16 protein-coding genes are annotated in these 14,507 nt (G+C 74.0%); 9 read left to right on the top strand and 7 right to left on the bottom strand.

All coding sequences use genetic code 11. The features are described 5' to 3' along the window. The first annotated feature begins 194 nt into the window (after positions 1 to 194). On the top strand, positions 195 to 1,466 hold the full coding sequence (locus ACLFMI_RS21165; protein WP_410949663.1) for an MFS transporter: 1,272 nt from the start codon (positions 195 to 197) through the stop codon (positions 1,464 to 1,466). A gap of 59 nt (positions 1,467 to 1,525) precedes the next feature. Here ACLFMI_RS21165 and ACLFMI_RS21160 read toward each other — a convergent pair whose 3' ends face one another. Continuing rightward, complete coding sequence (locus ACLFMI_RS21160; protein WP_410949662.1) at positions 1,526 to 3,118, bottom strand: cryptochrome/photolyase family protein; 1,593 nt, start codon at positions 3,116 to 3,118, stop codon at positions 1,526 to 1,528. A 21-nt stretch (positions 3,119 to 3,139) separates the two neighbouring features. Next, positions 3,140 to 3,505, bottom strand: coding sequence for a WhiB family transcriptional regulator (locus ACLFMI_RS21155; protein WP_410949661.1), 366 nt, complete (start codon positions 3,503 to 3,505; stop codon positions 3,140 to 3,142). Positions 3,506 to 3,622: 117 nt separating this feature from the next. Between ACLFMI_RS21155 and ACLFMI_RS21150 the strand changes: the two genes are divergently transcribed. The 8 genes from ACLFMI_RS21150 (at position 3,623) to ACLFMI_RS21115 (ending at position 10,011) form a co-directional block, all read left to right on the top strand. After that, positions 3,623 to 4,600, top strand: coding sequence for a MerR family transcriptional regulator (locus tag ACLFMI_RS21150; protein ID WP_410949660.1), 978 nt, complete (start codon positions 3,623 to 3,625; stop codon positions 4,598 to 4,600). Between the two features lie 392 nt (positions 4,601 to 4,992). Beyond that, the gene (locus ACLFMI_RS21145) at positions 4,993 to 5,952 is read left to right on the top strand and encodes a coiled-coil domain-containing protein (RefSeq protein WP_410949659.1); all 960 of its coding nucleotides are present in this window, start codon (positions 4,993 to 4,995) and stop codon (positions 5,950 to 5,952) included. 1 nt (position 5,953) lies between these two features. Then, positions 5,954 to 6,634 carry a HemK2/MTQ2 family protein methyltransferase gene (locus ACLFMI_RS21140; protein WP_410949658.1) on the top strand — a complete coding sequence of 227 codons (681 nt, stop codon included), beginning with the start codon at positions 5,954 to 5,956 and terminating at the stop codon, positions 6,632 to 6,634. After that, the gene (locus ACLFMI_RS21135) at positions 6,624 to 6,827 is read left to right on the top strand and encodes a CDGSH iron-sulfur domain-containing protein (RefSeq protein ID WP_410949657.1); all 204 of its coding nucleotides are present in this window, start codon (positions 6,624 to 6,626) and stop codon (positions 6,825 to 6,827) included. Before ACLFMI_RS21140 ends, ACLFMI_RS21135 begins: the two co-directional genes overlap by 11 nt. Beyond that, entirely contained in the window at positions 6,824 to 7,864 is a 1,041-nt protein-coding gene (locus ACLFMI_RS21130) for an iron-containing redox enzyme family protein (protein ID WP_410949656.1), read from the top strand. The genes ACLFMI_RS21135 and ACLFMI_RS21130 overlap by 4 nt, the downstream gene beginning before the upstream one ends. Beyond that, entirely contained in the window at positions 7,861 to 8,829 is a 969-nt protein-coding gene (locus tag ACLFMI_RS21125; protein WP_410949655.1) for an L-histidine N(alpha)-methyltransferase, read from the top strand. The genes ACLFMI_RS21130 and ACLFMI_RS21125 overlap by 4 nt, the downstream gene beginning before the upstream one ends. A gap of 69 nt (positions 8,830 to 8,898) precedes the next feature. Further along, positions 8,899 to 9,402 carry a bifunctional nuclease family protein gene (locus ACLFMI_RS21120; protein ID WP_410949654.1) on the top strand — a complete coding sequence of 168 codons (504 nt, stop codon included), beginning with the start codon at positions 8,899 to 8,901 and terminating at the stop codon, positions 9,400 to 9,402. Positions 9,403 to 9,582: 180 nt separating this feature from the next. Next, positions 9,583 to 10,011 (top strand): STAS domain-containing protein, encoded by a 429-nt coding sequence (locus ACLFMI_RS21115; RefSeq protein ID WP_410949653.1) that lies wholly within the window; start codon positions 9,583 to 9,585, stop codon positions 10,009 to 10,011. Between the two features lie 57 nt (positions 10,012 to 10,068). Here ACLFMI_RS21115 and ACLFMI_RS21110 read toward each other — a convergent pair whose 3' ends face one another. The 5 genes from ACLFMI_RS21110 to ACLFMI_RS21090 are packed head-to-tail and all read right to left on the bottom strand — an operon-like array spanning position 10,069 to position 14,488. Further along, positions 10,069 to 10,308: a hypothetical protein gene (locus tag ACLFMI_RS21110; RefSeq protein WP_410949652.1), complete on the bottom strand. Its 240-nt coding sequence runs from the start codon at positions 10,306 to 10,308 to the stop codon at positions 10,069 to 10,071. Positions 10,309 to 10,350: 42 nt separating this feature from the next. After that, on the bottom strand, positions 10,351 to 11,073 hold the full coding sequence (locus ACLFMI_RS21105) for an N-acetylmannosamine-6-phosphate 2-epimerase (RefSeq protein ID WP_410949651.1): 723 nt from the start codon (positions 11,071 to 11,073) through the stop codon (positions 10,351 to 10,353). Further along, the gene (locus ACLFMI_RS21100) at positions 11,063 to 12,010 is read right to left on the bottom strand and encodes an ROK family protein (protein ID WP_410949650.1); all 948 of its coding nucleotides are present in this window, start codon (positions 12,008 to 12,010) and stop codon (positions 11,063 to 11,065) included. The genes ACLFMI_RS21105 and ACLFMI_RS21100 overlap by 11 nt, the downstream gene beginning before the upstream one ends. Continuing rightward, complete coding sequence (locus ACLFMI_RS21095) at positions 12,007 to 12,930, bottom strand: dihydrodipicolinate synthase family protein (protein ID WP_410949718.1); 924 nt, start codon at positions 12,928 to 12,930, stop codon at positions 12,007 to 12,009. The genes ACLFMI_RS21100 and ACLFMI_RS21095 overlap by 4 nt, the downstream gene beginning before the upstream one ends. Before the next feature lie 58 nt (positions 12,931 to 12,988). Beyond that, a complete protein-coding gene (locus ACLFMI_RS21090) occupies positions 12,989 to 14,488 on the bottom strand; it encodes an MFS transporter (RefSeq protein WP_410949649.1) in 1,500 nt (499 codons plus the stop codon). Positions 14,489 to 14,507: the final 19 nt, after the last annotated feature.

The following is a 14,507-nucleotide window of genomic DNA, read 5'->3' as shown; positions in this document are numbered from 1 at the left end:
GCGGCACGCCGATCCTGCGACAGATCGATTGGTACGGCAAGGGGAGAAGCGAATGCTTGTCTGAGTAATGCGGTCGAATTACCGTGCGTTCGCGAGTCACCGCACGCCGACAAGATCACGCCAGGTCCCGCACTGCCGACGACGCCAGTACAGGAGTACCCGTGAAACTGTCCCATTCGGCCAGGACGCGATGGGTGATCGTCCTTCTGATGCTGTTCACCGCGATCAACTTCGCGGACAAATCGATCATCGGGCTGGTCGCCGCGCCGATGATGGAGGAACTCGGCCTGACGGTCACCGAGTACGGCACCATCTCCAGTGCCTTCTACCTGCTGTTCAGCATCTCCGCGGTGGTCTTCGGCTTCCTCGGCAACCGGGTGCCGGGACGGTGGCTGCTGGTCGGCCTCGCCGTCGTCTGGTCGGTGGCCCAGCTCCCGGTGATGATCCCGGCGGCCGGGTTCGGCGTGCTGCTGGCGACCCGGATCCTGCTCGGCGCCGGTGAGGGCCCCGGCGTCCCGCTGGGCATGCACGTGGCCTTCACCTGGGTCGCCGAGCACAAACGCGCGTTCACCGCGGCGCTGCTCACCGTCGGCTCCGGCCTCGGCGTGATCATCGGTTCGCCGCTGCTGAACGCGCTGATCGAGGCCGCGGGATGGCGCTCACCGTTCCTCGTCCTGGGTGTCACCGGGCTGATCTGGGTGGTCGCCTGGCTGCTCATCGGCGGTGACGGTCCCTACGCGGTCACCTCGCCGGCGCCGGACGCCACGACCGCGGCCCCGGCCGAACCGCGCATCCCGTACCGCAGGCTGCTCACCACCGGCACCTGGCTGGGCACCCTGTTCTCCGGCTTCGCGGTCTACTGGGGACTGGTGCTGGGCATCTCCTACCTGCCGCTCTACCTCGGTGAGGTCATCGGCTACGACCGCAGCAGCATCGGTTTCCTGGCCAGCCTGCCCGCCTACGTCAGCATCCTGTTCATGCTGGGCGGCGGTGCGCTGGCCGGTCGGCTGCTCCGGCGCGGACGGTCCCGCCGGCTGGCCCAGGGCGTGGTCGGCGGCATGTTCGCGCTGGTCTCCGGCCTCAGCATGATCCTTCTGACCCGGGTCGACGCCACGTTCGCGGTCCTGCCGTTGATCGCGCTGGCCTTCGGGATCGGGAACGCTCAGACCCCGCTGTCCCAGGCGGCCGTCGCGGACACCGTGCCGGCCCGCCAGCGCGGCGCGGCACTCGGCGTCTGGTACGCCGTGGTGTCGATCGCCAGCATCATCGCCCCGGTACTCAGCGGGGCGATCGTGGACGCCGCCGGCGACCGGGTGACCGGCTTCGGCATCGTCTTCGACCTGGCCGGCGGGCTGGCGGTGCTCGGCGGGCTGACCGCGATGCTGGTCGTCCGGCCGGACCGGGACGCCGCCCGCCTGGGGCTGGGCGGGGTCGACGCTGGCAAGCCCGCGGTGCCCAGTGGCTGACTCCGTCCGACCGGACTCCTGCCCCTCGCGGGCCGGGGTGGAGGTGGTGGCCTGCGAGGTCAGAACCGGTCGCGGTGTGCCTCCTGCTCGAGCAGCGCGTCGAGGTCGGGCAGCTTGTGCATCTGGGCGACGGCGCGTCCGGTGCGGTGGTTGGCCGAGAGCAGCTCGCGGTGCCGGTGCACGAACTGCCAGTAGCCCGCGGTGAACGGGCAGGCGTTCTCGCCCACCCGTACGGACGGGTCGAACACGCACTCGCGGCAGTGGTCGGTCATCCGGTCGAGGTAGGCGCCACCTGCGGCGTAGGGCTTGGTCGCGAGCCGGCCACCGTCGGCGTGCTGGCTCATACCGATCACGTTGGGCGGCATGACCCAGGCGAACCCGTCGACGAACGACGTCGCGAACCATTCGGACAGCTGCCGGGGGTGGTAGCCGCGCTGCAACGCGTGGTTGCCGAGGATCATCAGGCGCGGGATGTGGTGCACCCATCCGGTCTCGTGCACGCCGGACAGGGTGTGCGACAGGCAGGCGGCGCGCACCGCGTCCGCATCCAGACCGGTCCACCAGTCGGGCAGCGGCGTGTCCGCCCCGAGCTCGTTGTGCGCCTCGTAGTCCGGGCCGAAATGCCAGTACAGGTGCCAGATGTACTCCCGCCAGCCGAGGATCTGGCGGACGAACCCCTCGACGCTGCGCAGGCTCGCCGTTCCGTCCCGGTACGCATGCTCGGCGGCCCGCACAGCCTCCAGCGGGTGCAGCAGCCCGAGGTTGAACGGGACCGACAGCAGCGAGTGGGCCATGGTCGGGTCGCCGGCCATGACCGCGTCCTCGTAGGGGCCGAACTGCTCGAGGCGGTGGTCGACGAACCGGCGCAGCGCCGCGCGGGCCTCGCCGGAGGTCACCGCGAACCGGCGCGGGCCGTCGCCGCCGACGGTCGGCAGGTCCATCGCATCGAGGTCGGACCGGACCCGCCGGTCGATGTCGTCCTCCTGCGGCCACCACGGCTCGGGCACGCCGAGGGTGCGCCGGCCCTTGGGCGGTCGCTCGCGGTTGGAACGGTCCAGGTTCCAGGTCCCGCCGACCGGCTGGTCACCGTCCATCAGCACGTCGAAGCGCCGGCGCTGCGCGCGGTAGAAGGTCTCCATCGTGAAGCGCGACGCCGCACCGGCCCAGTCGGCGAAGTCGGCGCGGGGCAGCGCGAACGTCGTGGTCGGTAGGACCGCGGCCACCAGGCCCTGCTCGTGCAGGTCGGCGACGAACCGCGCCGCGGCCCACGAGGTGGGCTCGTGCACCACGACCGGGCGGCCGACCTCGGCGAGGGCTTCCCGATAGGTGGCGGTGCGGTGCAGGGTGGCCCGGTCGCCGAGCTCGTAATCGAGGTGGCGCATCGCCGAGAGCACCAGGTGCAGCTTCTGGCGGTGGTACCGCCGCCGGCGCAGCGCGCGCGACGACTCGACCAGCACGACCTCGCGCTCGGTGTGCTGGGCGAGCCCGTGGATCGCGGGGCCGAGCTGGTCGGCGAAACACCACAGCGGCGCGGCCGGGTCCACCCCGTCGAGTGCCTCGTCGATCCGCGTGCCGAGCGCCTCCGGAACCGCACCCGACGGCGGTCCCGGCGCGCAGGTCCGGCACTGCTCACCGTGTCGCCTGTTCGCCATCACCGCATGCTCCTCCTGGAATCAGCAGCGGGCACCCGGCGACGAGGCCGCCCGAGGATCCCGAGCACCCACACTCCTCATGAACCCCCGGCCGCGGGGCCGTCGGGCGGCCCGCTGCCGGCGGATCAGCTCGTTCCGTTCCCGCTCACCGACCCCGCCCCACACCCCGTAGGGCTCCTCGATCCGCAGCGAGTGCTCGAGGCACTCGGTGCGTACCGGGCAGCCGTCGCAGACCTGCTTGGCCCGCTGCTCCCGTCGCCGCCACTCGGGCCCGCGCTCGGCGAAGGGATGGAAGAAGCCCTCGAGGTCCATCCCCCGGCACGCGGCCGACCGTTGCCAGTCCCAGTGCGCCGCCACCGGACTCGGAAGGCGCGTTGTATGGGCCATGCTCACCTCCGTCGTGGTCGTGAGAGGAGAGTAACTGTGGCACAAGCGTTGCGCTTGGCGGAGCCATCGCTGCCGTTGCAGGGCGCGGGTGCGGATCTGATGGGGGAGGATGGCGGGGTGAACGAGTCGCCCGCCGTCGACCGGGTCGCCACGCCGGCGTGGACGGTGTCCGCCGTCGCTCGCCGGCTCGGCATCGCACCGGCGACGCTGCGCAGCTGGAGCAACCGGTACGGGATCGGGCCGGCCGGCCACGAACCCGGTCGCTACCGGCGCTTCACCGACGACGACGTCGCCGAGCTGGACACCGTGTGGCGGCTGACCCGGCAGGGGATGCCGATCGCCACCGCGGCCGCGGTCGCACGCGACCAGCACCGCGGCGCCGTCGTGCGGGCCACACCGGACGTCGGCACCGGCGTTCCGGCGGCGTCCGGCGGGCCGGGCACGCGCGGAGCGGACGTCGCTCCGGACGAGCTGGACGCACTGCTCGGTGCAGCGGGCCGGCTCGACGTCGACACGCTGCTGAGCACGCTCGGCGACAGTCTCGCCGCCCGCGGAGTGTCGGCGACCTGGGAGCAGTTGTGCCGCCCGGCCCTGGCCCGGAACGCCGCCGCGGAGCTGGACCCCGACACCGACGACCTCGCCTGCATCGACGCCGAGTGCGCGCTGGCCTGGTCCATCATCACCAGCCTGCGCCGCCTCCCGACCCCGCCGCCCGCTCCGCGCGGTGCGCCGCGGGTCCTGCTGGCCTGCGTCGCGGGGGAGCAGCACACCCTCGCCCTCGACACCCTGTACGCGGCGCTCGGCGAGCGTTACGTGCCCGCCCGCATGCTCGGCCCGTCGGTACCGGCCCCGGCGCTGCTGCACGCCGCCGAACAGACCCGCCCGGCCGCGGTGTTCGCCTGGGCGCAGACCACCCGCACCGCCCGGCGTGCCGTGTTGAGCAGGCTGCGCCCGCACACTCCGACGGTGGTGGCCGCCGGACCCGGCTGGGATTCGACGTCGCTGCCCCCCGGGGTCCGCGCGGCGACCGGACTCGATGCGGCCGTCGCGCTCGCCCGGTCCGCGGTGAACGGTTGCTCGGTCGGCCGGAACTGACCGGCCCGTTCCAGGGCGCGGGAACCCGGACGACGTACTCGTCACCGGTGCGGAGCTCGCCGAGCCGGCCCGCAGCTTGCGGAACGAGTCCCGGCGGTTCGCCTCGGCCTGCCGTTCGACGGCGCCGGCCAGCGCCTCCCGGTCCCGCACGGTGACGATGACACCAGGGTGGCGCAGGACGCCGAGCGGTTCGAGACCGGAGACCGGGCTTGGAACCGGATGCACGTCCCGCGCGCGGTACCGGGCATCCGCGCCGGTTACCCGCCACCACGCCGCTCACGCCGCGGCACGCCGGTGACATGTTCGGCCGGTACGGACGGCGCGAGCACGGGTGAACCGCGCTCCGGCGGGTATGCCGTCCCGGCACGCACCAGATCAACGGAAGGTCGTTCGTGACCGATACACCCGCCGTCGTCGCCCAGCTGCGCACCCTGGAGCAGCTGACCCGCACCGAGAACCAGGTCGCCCGGCTCCGGGTGGCCCAGGCGCGCACCGACCGGACCCGCCGCGAGCTGGAGGACAACGCCGGCCGCGCCGAGCGCCGGCTCGTCCGGATCCAGGACGCGCTGCGCGAGCTGGACGCCGTCCCGGACGTCGTTGGAACCCTCGCCGGACGGATCGTCGCGCTGGGGAAGAGCCAGGCCGAGCAGGCCCAGCGGTTCGACGAGGCGCTGCTCGGCGACCTCGCTCTGGAGCGCCAGCTGCAGGACCGGGCCCGCTACCTGCAGGCGTTGACCGTGCACGGTCCGGCCGAGGTGCACCGGTTGGCGGGCGAGCTGGTCGAGGCACACACCGAGACCGTCGAATGGCTGACCACCGTGCTGGCCGAGGAGGCCGTCGGCGGGCCCGCACCACTGCGGGCCACCCCGCTGCAGGTCGTCCGAGGCGGGATCACCCACGCCGTCCGGCTGCCCGGTCGGGTCACCGCGGACGGCATCAACCGGGCCGGACACGAGATCAGCCGGGCCGGGGAGCGGGCCCGTCGCTCGATGTTCGCGCTCACCGACGGTGTGCAGCGCGCCGTCCGGGACACCGGCGAGATCCTGGGGACCGGCCTCGACGCCGCACTGGACCGGGCCGAGAACGTCGCTCGTCGGGAGGGCGCCGATGACGCCGTCCGGGCCGTGCACGGCACCCGGCGGGCCCGCGGGGCGCTGACCTCCGCCGAGCTGCCGGTCACCGACTACGACGCGCTGTCGGTCCCGGACGCCGCCGAGGCCGTCCGCGGGCTCGACGCACCGGAGGACGTGCAGGCCGTGCTGCGGTACGAGGAACTGCACAAGAACCGCAGCGGAGTCGTCACCGTGGCCCGCACCCGGCATGCCGAGGTGGCCCGCGAGACCGTCTCCTGAGATGGCCGCGTTCCTGCTGAGCTCGCCGGGGGTCTACCGGCCGCAGTCCGACAGTGCCGTGCTCGCCCGGACGATCGAGCGGTCCGGCCGGGCCCGCGGGCGGGACGTGCTCGACCTCGGCACCGGGACCGGCGTCGCGGCCCTCGCCGCGGCCCGGTCCGGCGCCGGGTCGGTCACCGCCGTCGACCTGTCCCGGCGGGCCGTGCAGGTCGCCCGGCTGAACGCCCGGCTGCACCGGCTCCGGCTCGACGTGCACCGCGGCGACCTGTTCGCTCCCGTCGCGGGCCGCCGATTCGGTCTGGTCACGGCCAATCCGCCGTACGTCCCGTCGGGGACCGACCGGCTGCCCCGCCACCGCGCCGCGCGCTGCTGGGACGGCGGGCGGGACGGCCGGCTGCTGATCGACCGGATCTGTGACGGCGGCGCCGACCACCTGCTGCCCGGCGGCACGCTGCTGATGGTGCACAGCGCCGTCTGCGGCGCGGACCGTACGCTGGACCGGCTCGCCGGCCACGGCCTGCCCGGCCGGGTCGTGGACCGGATCCGGATCCCGCTCGGCCCGGTCATGCGGGCCCGCGCCGCGATGCACGAGGCGCGCGGGTTGGCCGAACCCGCCGCGGTGACCGAGGATCTCGTTGTGATCGAGGCCAGCCGTGTGCCCGAGGCGAGTCGTGCCGACTGAACCGACCCGGGTGTCCCTGACCGACGACGGCCCGGTCCTCGTGCACGGCCCGGTGGAGATCGAGCTGCCGGACGGGCGCCGGGTGCGGTCCGACCGCCCGGTCACCGCCGTGTGCACGTGCCGCCGGACCCGCCGACCGCCCTTCTGCGACACCAGTCACCGCACCCGGGTCCGCGAGGAGGAACGACCGTGACGCCCACCGCCGCGGCCGCCGAGCCGGCCGCTCGGACCGGGCTCGCCCCGCTGCCCGACGCCCGCGGCCCGCTCTCGGCGGCCGTGCTGGCCCTGCTGCGGGGCCGGGAGCCCATACCGGAGCCCGACCCCGCGGCCGCCGATCCCTACGGCGACGACCTGCAGCTCGCCCTTCACTGCTGCTACGAGCTGCACTACCGCGGCTTCGTCGGCGTCGACGACGACCGCGAATGGGACCTGCGGCTGCTCGGCCTGCGCACCGCGCTGGAGGAGCGGTTCCTGGCCACGCTGCGCGCCGACGTCGAGCCCGACGACGACGTCGCCACCGCCGTCGAGGACCTGCTGGTCGAACGGGTCGGCCCCGGCGCGGAGACCGGCGTCTCGCACCACTTGCACCGGCGCGGCGAGCTGTGGCAGCTGCGCGAGTACGTCGCTCACCGCTCGATCTACCACCTGAAGGAGGCCGATCCCCAGGCGTGGGTGATCCCCCGGCTGCCTGCCGCGGCCAAGGCCGGCCTGATGACGGTGGAGCACGACGAGTACGGCGCCGGGGACGCCGCCCGCATGCACGCGACGCTGTTCGCGGAGATGATGCGCGAGCTCGACCTCTCCGCCGGTTACGGCCACTACGTCGACGCGGTGCCCGGCGGCACCCTCGCCGAGACCAACTTCATGTCGCTGTGTGGTTTGCGGCGCAGCCTGCGCGGGGCGCTCGTCGGCCAGTTCGCGCTGGTGGAGCTGACGTCGTCGCCCGGCTCCGAACGGTTGGTGCGCGGCATGCGCCGGCTCGGCTGCGGTCCGGCCGCGATCCGGTTCTACGACGAGCACGTCGAGGCCGACGCGGTGCACGAGCAGGTCGTCCGCCGCGGGGTGCTGGTCCCGCTGCTCGCCGACGAGCCCCACCTCGCCACGGACGTCGTGTTCGGGATCCGGGCCGCCGGGTTCCTCGGCGACCGGCTCGGCGGGCTGCTGCTCGAGCGCTGGGCGGCCGGACGGTCCAGCCTGCGCCGGCCACTGCCGGAGGGACCCGGCCGGTGAGCGCCGGAGTCGTCGCGCTGGAGTCCGGCCCCGCATTCTGGGACGACGCCGCCGGCCTGCGTGCCTGCCTCACCGAGACGGTCCCGCGGATCCCGCCGTGGTTCGGCTATGACGCCCGTGGATCGGACCTGTTCGAGCAGATCACCGAGCTGCCGACCTACTATCTGACCCGCGTCGAGTGGGAGCTGTTGCACCGGCATGCCGACGACATCGCGGCACGGCTGGACTGCGGGCGGCTCGCTGAGCTCGGCTCGGGCAGCGCGAAGAAGACCCGGTTGCTGCTCGAGGCCTGCGTGGGGCACCGGAGCAGCGGCTACCTGCCGATCGATGTCAGCCGGGAGATGCTCGAATACAGTGCCGAGCGCCTGGCCGACGTCCCCGGGCTGACGGTCACCGGCCTCTGGGGCCGCTACGAGGCGGGGCTCGATCGGCTGCGTGCCGACGGTGGACCGCCGCTGGCCGTGCTGTTCCTCGGCGCCAACATCGGCAACACGACCCGATCCGAGCGGGACGCGTTGCTCGCCCGGATCGGTACGACCCTGCGCTCCGGTGACGCGCTGCTCGTCTCGGCGGACCTGATCAAGCCCGCGCCGGTGTTCGAGACCTGCTACAACGATCCGCCGGGCTGGTCGGCGTTCGCCGACTTCCGGCTCAACCACCTCGCGCACCTGGCGCATCGCTTCGGCGGCCGGGTCGACCTCGACGACTTCCGGGCGCAGGCCCACTACGACCCCGGCGCGGAGGTCGTCGAGGGGCGGTTGTGGCCGTGGCGCGACCACCGGATCGCACTGCCCGGCCTGGACCTGGATCTCGACGTGCGACGCGAGGTGGGGATCAATGTCGGCTTCTCGGCGAAGTTCGACGGTGACCGGTTCCGCCGGGACGTCGAGGCGCACGGGCTGCGCGCCGAGGCCGAGTGGGTGGACCAGGAGCGGCGCTACGGTCTGTTCCTCTTCCGGCGCTGACCCGGCCCGGCCGGTGTCACCCGTACGGTCGTCGGGTATGCGGTGATGACACCGACGACGGGAGCGGACATGGCGGAGGTACGGGTACGAGCGGTCGGGGTCGAGGCCGGGTCGGGTCGGCCGGTCGTGCTGCTCGAGGAGGCCACCGGGCGTGGCCGGATCGTCCCGGTCTCGGTGGGTGAGACGGAGGCCGCCGCGGTCGCGGGGGCGCTCGGCGGCCTGTCCGGGGAGCGCCCGGACACCCATCAACTCGTCCTGAACGTGCTCGCCGCGTTCGGTCGCCGGGTGCGCCGGGTACGCGTGCACACGCTGCGCGACCAGGTCTTCCACGCCGAGCTGGTGCTCGACGACGACACCACGATCGATTCCCGTACCAGCGACGCCGTCATCATCGCGCTGCGCGCGGAGGCGGACGTCGAGGTCGGCCCGGCGGTGCTCGACGCGGCGGGAGTCGACGCGCGCACCGTCCGGGTCGAGGGTGGCGAGGCGGAGGGTGCCGAGGTCGAGGAGTTCCGCAGGTTCCTCGACTCGGCATCCCCGGAGGACTTCGATCCGGGCCGTACCGAGGAGTGACCTCACCGCCAGGTGTGATGGACAACTCACTTGCGGCGGCGCTAACCTGAGTGCGCGATCTCCGGAGCGCCGCACGCAAGGACGGGGCCGGACCGCGCACCGGTCGGGTTCAGACCATGACGCCCTGACTCCGCCGATGGGTCGTGCCCATGGGCACGACCAGCCGTCAGGGGTGATCGTATGCCCGAGTCCCCGGACACGGTCCCGGGCCGCCGCGCTCCGGCGCCCGCCGTCCCTCCGGAAGGTCTCGTCCGCATCGAGCGGCGGGACGGCGTGACCGTGATCAGCATGGCGGGCGAGATCGACCTGGACTCCGCACCCGGCGTCGAACGGGCGGTGCTCGGGGCGGTGGAGGCGTCGGCCGGACGCCGGGTCGTCGTCGAGCTGAGCCGCGTACGGCTGTTCGGCGCCTGCGGCGTCACCGTGCTCGTCACCGCTCACGAGCGGGCCCGCTGCCGCGGCGGCGACGTCGTCGTGGTGCTCGACGACGCCGCTCCGGCCGCGCGGACCCTCGGGTGCATCCCGGAGATCGTCCTGCCGGTGTTCCGCACGGTGACCGCCGCGCTGGACGCCGCGCCGGCACAGGTCGCCGACCGGCACGGCCCGTAACGGGGCCGCGACCGGTGGCCCGGGCGCCCGGGCCGGCAGCCGGCGGCCGGCCGTCGGTCAGGCGCGGTCGGCGACGCCGGTCCGCGCGCTGCCCCCGCCGTTCGCGCAGTGGGCGCAGCAGAAGACGCCGTCGCCGCTCTGCACACCGTGCCCGATGATCTTGCATCCACAGTGGTCACAAGTCGGGGCCACCCGGTGGATGGCGCACTCGAAGCTGTCGAACGTGTACACCTGCCCCGCGATGTGGACCTCGAAGGCGCGGTCGTAGTCGTTCCCGCACACATCGCACACTGCCATCGTCGGACCTCCTCGATCGTGCACTCGACGGACGCCGGCTGCCTACCCGGAACTGCGGCGATCATGCACGTGTCCGCATACCTTCACGAAGGACCGGGTGATCCAGGTCGGGTCGGTGATCGCCGTGCCGACGACGACCGCGGTCGCCCCGGCGCGGAAGGCGTCCGCCACGGTCGCGGGGTAGTGGTAGCGCCCCTCGGCGACGACCGGGTGCCCGGGCAGGGCCCGGCGCAGGTCGGCGACCAGCGCGACATCGGCGTCGTCGGCGTGCCGGCGCCCGGCGGTCTCGTCGGTGTAGCCCGACAGCGTGGTCGCGACCAGGTCGGCGCCGGCGGCGGCGGCGAGCTCGCCATCCCGCAGGGTGGCGACGTCGGCCATGGCCAGTGCCCCCGCCTCGTGCACCGCCTCGATCGCCGAGGCCAGCCGGGCACCGTCCGGGCGGGGGCGGTCCGTGCCGTCCAGCGCGACGACCTCGGCGCCGCGCCGGGCGACCTCGCGCGCATCGGCGACGGTCGGGGTGATGAACACTCCGGACCGGTCGTGCTTGGTCAGGCCGACGACCGGCACGTCCACGGCGGCCCGCACGGCGGTGACGTCCGCGAGCCCGCCCACGCCGCCGCACCGGATCGCCGCCGCGCCGCCGTCCACCGTGGCCTGGGCCATGCGGGCGATCGTGGCCGGGTCGCGCAGGGCGTGCCCGGCCGACGCCTGGCAGGAGACGATCAGGTTGCCGGACAGCTGCTGCAGGATCCGGTCACGGTTCACGGTGGCCTCCGGGGAGTGGGTGGGCGGCGAGGAGCGCGGCGCCGAGCACGGGCGCGTCGGGCACGGTCGGCCGCAGCACGGGGGTGACCCGGCCGGGTGGGCGGGTCTCGGCGTGCAGCGCCCGCGACAACGGGTCCAGCAGCGGCGACCCGATGCCGGCTGCGCCGCCTGCCACCAGCACGGCGTCCACGTCCAGGGCGGTGACCAGGCCGGACAGCGTCCGGCCGAGGAGCAGCCCGGCGTGCTCGACGACCTCGGCGGCGGCCCGGTCCCCGTCCCGGAGCCGGGCCGCGACCTCGACCAGGTCGGCCTCACCGGCCCCGGCCCGCGCCCGGTAGGCGGCGGCGATGGCGGGCCCGGCCGCGACCGCCTCCAGGTGGTCCCGGCGACCGCAGCCGCACGGGTGCTCCCCGGGTTCGGGGACGAGCAGGTGCGCGATCTCGCCCGCGGTCCCGGCGGTGCCGCGCAGGATCCGGCCGTCGCAGCTGAGGGCCCCGCCGACGCCGGTGCCCAGCGACACGTGCAGCACCCGCCGGTGACCGGCCAGGACCGGGTCGTGGGTGTGGGCCAGGGCGGCGGCCCGGACGTCGTTGTCCACCGACACCGGCAGCCCGGCCCGGGCGGTGAGCAGCTCCGCGATCGGGGTGTCGAGCCAGCCGGGCAGGACGTCGGTGCACGAGGTCACGACGCCGGTCGCCGGATCGACGGTGCCGGGGGCGCCGACCCCGATCGCCCCGACTCGGATCCCCCCGACGCCGGCCTCGACCGGCGTGTCGCCCCGCAGCGCCTCGACCAGCTCGGCGGCCCTCCGGACGACGTCGTGGCCGCCGGTGCGCGGGGTCGGTGCGGTCCGGCGCGCCGTGACCCGCCCGTCGATCACGACCCCGGCGGCGATCGTGGTGCCGCCGATGTCCAGCCCGATCAGCGCGTCGGTCACAGCAGGCCCGCGGCGCCCAGCAGGGTCCGGATGTGCCCGGTCTCGTGGTCGGTCAGCGGGAGCTGGGGCGGCATCGTCGCCGGGAAGTCGATGATCCCGCGCAGCGCCAGGGCGGCCTTGAACGCCCCGAGCGCCGAGCTGCTGGGCCCGATCCGGGCCGGGTCCCCGGCGTCGACGATGCCGAACAGGTCGACCAGGCGATCCTGCTCGTCGGCCGCGGCCTTGGCCGCGCCCTCCCGCACCAGCCGGGCCAGCGTGACGTAGCCGTGCGGGTCGACGTTGCCGAGCCCGGGCACGACGCCGTCGGCGCCGGCGGCGAGCGCGCTGTCCACGGTCAGCTCGGAGCCGGTGAGCACGACCGGCTGCGCGCCCGGATGGTGGGCGCGGCGGCGCAGGAACCGGCGCAGGCCACCGTCGTCGCCGCTGGAGTCCTTGACCCCGGCGACGACGCCGTCGTCGGCCAGGGTCAGCAGCAGCTCGGCAGAGAGCTTCACGTGCACCGAGACCGGGAGGTCGTAGGCGTAGAGCGGGAGGTCGACGCCCGCGGCGACGGTCCGGAAGTGGTGCTCGATCTCGGCCGGGTGGGTGCGGGTGTAGAACGGGGCGGTCGCCACCACGGCGTCCGCCCCGGCCTGCTGCGCGGCCCGGGCGTGCGCGAGCACCCGGTGCGCGGACATGTCGATGGCCCCGCCGAGGACCGGCACCTGCCCGGCCGTCACCGCGGTGGCGACCTCCAGCACGGTCGCGCGCTGCCGGTCGGTGAGGTAGGCGGCCTCGCCGCTCGAGCCGAGCACGAACAGGCCGTCCACGCCGGCGTCCAGCAGGAAGGTGACGAGCCGCTCGAGGGAGGCGACGTCGACGTCCAGCTCGGGGGTCAGCGGGGTGCAGACCGGCGGTACCACGCCGGTCACGGGGGAGATGGTCAACGCAGGTCCTCAGGGGTCGGGGTCGGTTCCGGGGGTGGGGTGGGAGTGGCGCTCATCGGGCGGAGCCACCGGGCACGGAACCGCCCGCGGCGGCGCCGTCGAGCGCGTCGGTGCCGGCGGCGGCGTCCGGGCGCAGGGCCCGCTGCAGACGGGCCGGGGCGTCGATGCCGATGAGGACGATCACGACGAGGGTCAGCGAGAACGACAGGACGGCCAGCGCGGTGCCCAGGCTCATCGACGCGCCGAGGGACGCCCCGAGGGTGGGTGCCACCGCCCCGCCGAGGGCGCCGACGTTGTAGATGAACCCGAGTGCCGCCACGCGTTGCCGGATCGGGAAGTGCCCGCCGATCCATTTCGGGAGCAGCCCGGAGATGCCCTGCCCGAACACCTGTTGGACGAACAGCAGGCCGCCGAGCAGGAGGATGCTCGACCCGCCGACGGCGAACACCGGGAAGATCACGATCTGCGAGATCAGCAGGCTCGCCCAGTACGCCCGCCGGGTGCCGAACCGGTCACCGGTGAACCCGGCCACGATGCAGCCGGCCGCGGCACCCAGTCCGGCGAAGGACAGGGCCTGGCCTGCCTCGACGGGTGAGTACCCGAGGTCCGTCTTCAGGTAGGTCGGCAGCAGGGACTGGATCGGCCACGAGTAGAGGAATGCGCAGAACACGATGACCATGACCATGATCCCGGTCGGCCACCGGGGCCCGGCGAACTGCACGACGTAGGAGACGAAGACCGCCGCCGCCACGGCACCGAGCAGGCCCACCATCCAGGCGGGTCCGGCGGACCGGGTGAAGATCAGCACGAGGGCGAGGAGCGCGACCCCACCGGTCACCGCGTTGACCACGGCCCGGCGGCCACGGAACAGGCTCTCCATGACCAGCGGGGGTTCCGACCCGCTGCCGGACGGCCCGGCCGCCTGCTCCCGGCTCCAGTCCCGGGACTCCGGCAGGCTGCGCCGCAACCAGATGGCGACCGCGATCGGGGCCAGCCCGATGATGAACAGCGCCCGCCAGCCGAACGCCGGCACCACCACGCTGTAGACGCCGGCCGCGGCCACCGTGCCGATCGAGTACCCGGAGATCAGGAAGCCGCTGGCCTTGTTGCGCATGTGGGTCGGCCAGGACTCGATGACGTAGGTCGAGCTGGCGCCGTACTCGCCCGCCATGCCCAGGCCGATCACCAGCCGGGCGGCGAAGAGCACCCCGTAGCTCGGTGCGAGGCCGCAGGCCAGGGTGCCCATCGAGAACAGCACGATGCTGAGCACCATCGCCGACCGGCGTCCGAAGCGGTCGGCGAACGCGCCGATCGCGAGGCCGCCGACCCAGCGGGAGATGAACGCCGCCGAGACCAGCGTGGCCGCCTGCACCGTGCTGAGGCCGAACTCGTCGGCGACCTCGGTCAGCACGAGCGTGATGAGGACGAAGTCGAAGCCGTCGAGCAGGTAGCCGATCCACGCCGCGACGAACGCCTTCCACTGGCTCCGGTCGAGCTGTCGGTACCAGCGGACGGGGTTTCGGCTCCCGGCCCCGGCGGGTTGGCGGTCCATGTGCGCACCTTTGCTCTCT

The organism is Pseudonocardia nantongensis (genome assembly GCF_046546495.1).
Classification (GTDB): domain Bacteria; phylum Actinomycetota; class Actinomycetes; order Mycobacteriales; family Pseudonocardiaceae; genus Pseudonocardia; species Pseudonocardia nantongensis.
This window is presented reverse-complemented; position numbering and strand designations above follow the sequence as displayed.

Coding starts and splice junctions, on each gene's coding strand:
- ACLFMI_RS21160 (WP_410949662.1), bottom strand. CDS start 3,118: ATGGCGAACAGGCGACACGGTGAGCAGTGCCGGACCTGCGCGCCGGGA.
- ACLFMI_RS21155 (WP_410949661.1), bottom strand. CDS start 3,505: ATGGCCCATACAACGCGCCTTCCGAGTCCGGTGGCGGCGCACTGGGAC.
- ACLFMI_RS21140 (WP_410949658.1), top strand. CDS start 5,954: ATGGCCGCGTTCCTGCTGAGCTCGCCGGGGGTCTACCGGCCGCAGTCC.
- ACLFMI_RS21120 (WP_410949654.1), top strand. CDS start 8,899: ATGGCGGAGGTACGGGTACGAGCGGTCGGGGTCGAGGCCGGGTCGGGT.
- ACLFMI_RS21115 (WP_410949653.1), top strand. CDS start 9,583: ATGCCCGAGTCCCCGGACACGGTCCCGGGCCGCCGCGCTCCGGCGCCC.
- ACLFMI_RS21110 (WP_410949652.1), bottom strand. CDS start 10,308: ATGGCAGTGTGCGATGTGTGCGGGAACGACTACGACCGCGCCTTCGAG.
- ACLFMI_RS21090 (WP_410949649.1), bottom strand. CDS start 14,488: ATGGACCGCCAACCCGCCGGGGCCGGGAGCCGAAACCCCGTCCGCTGG.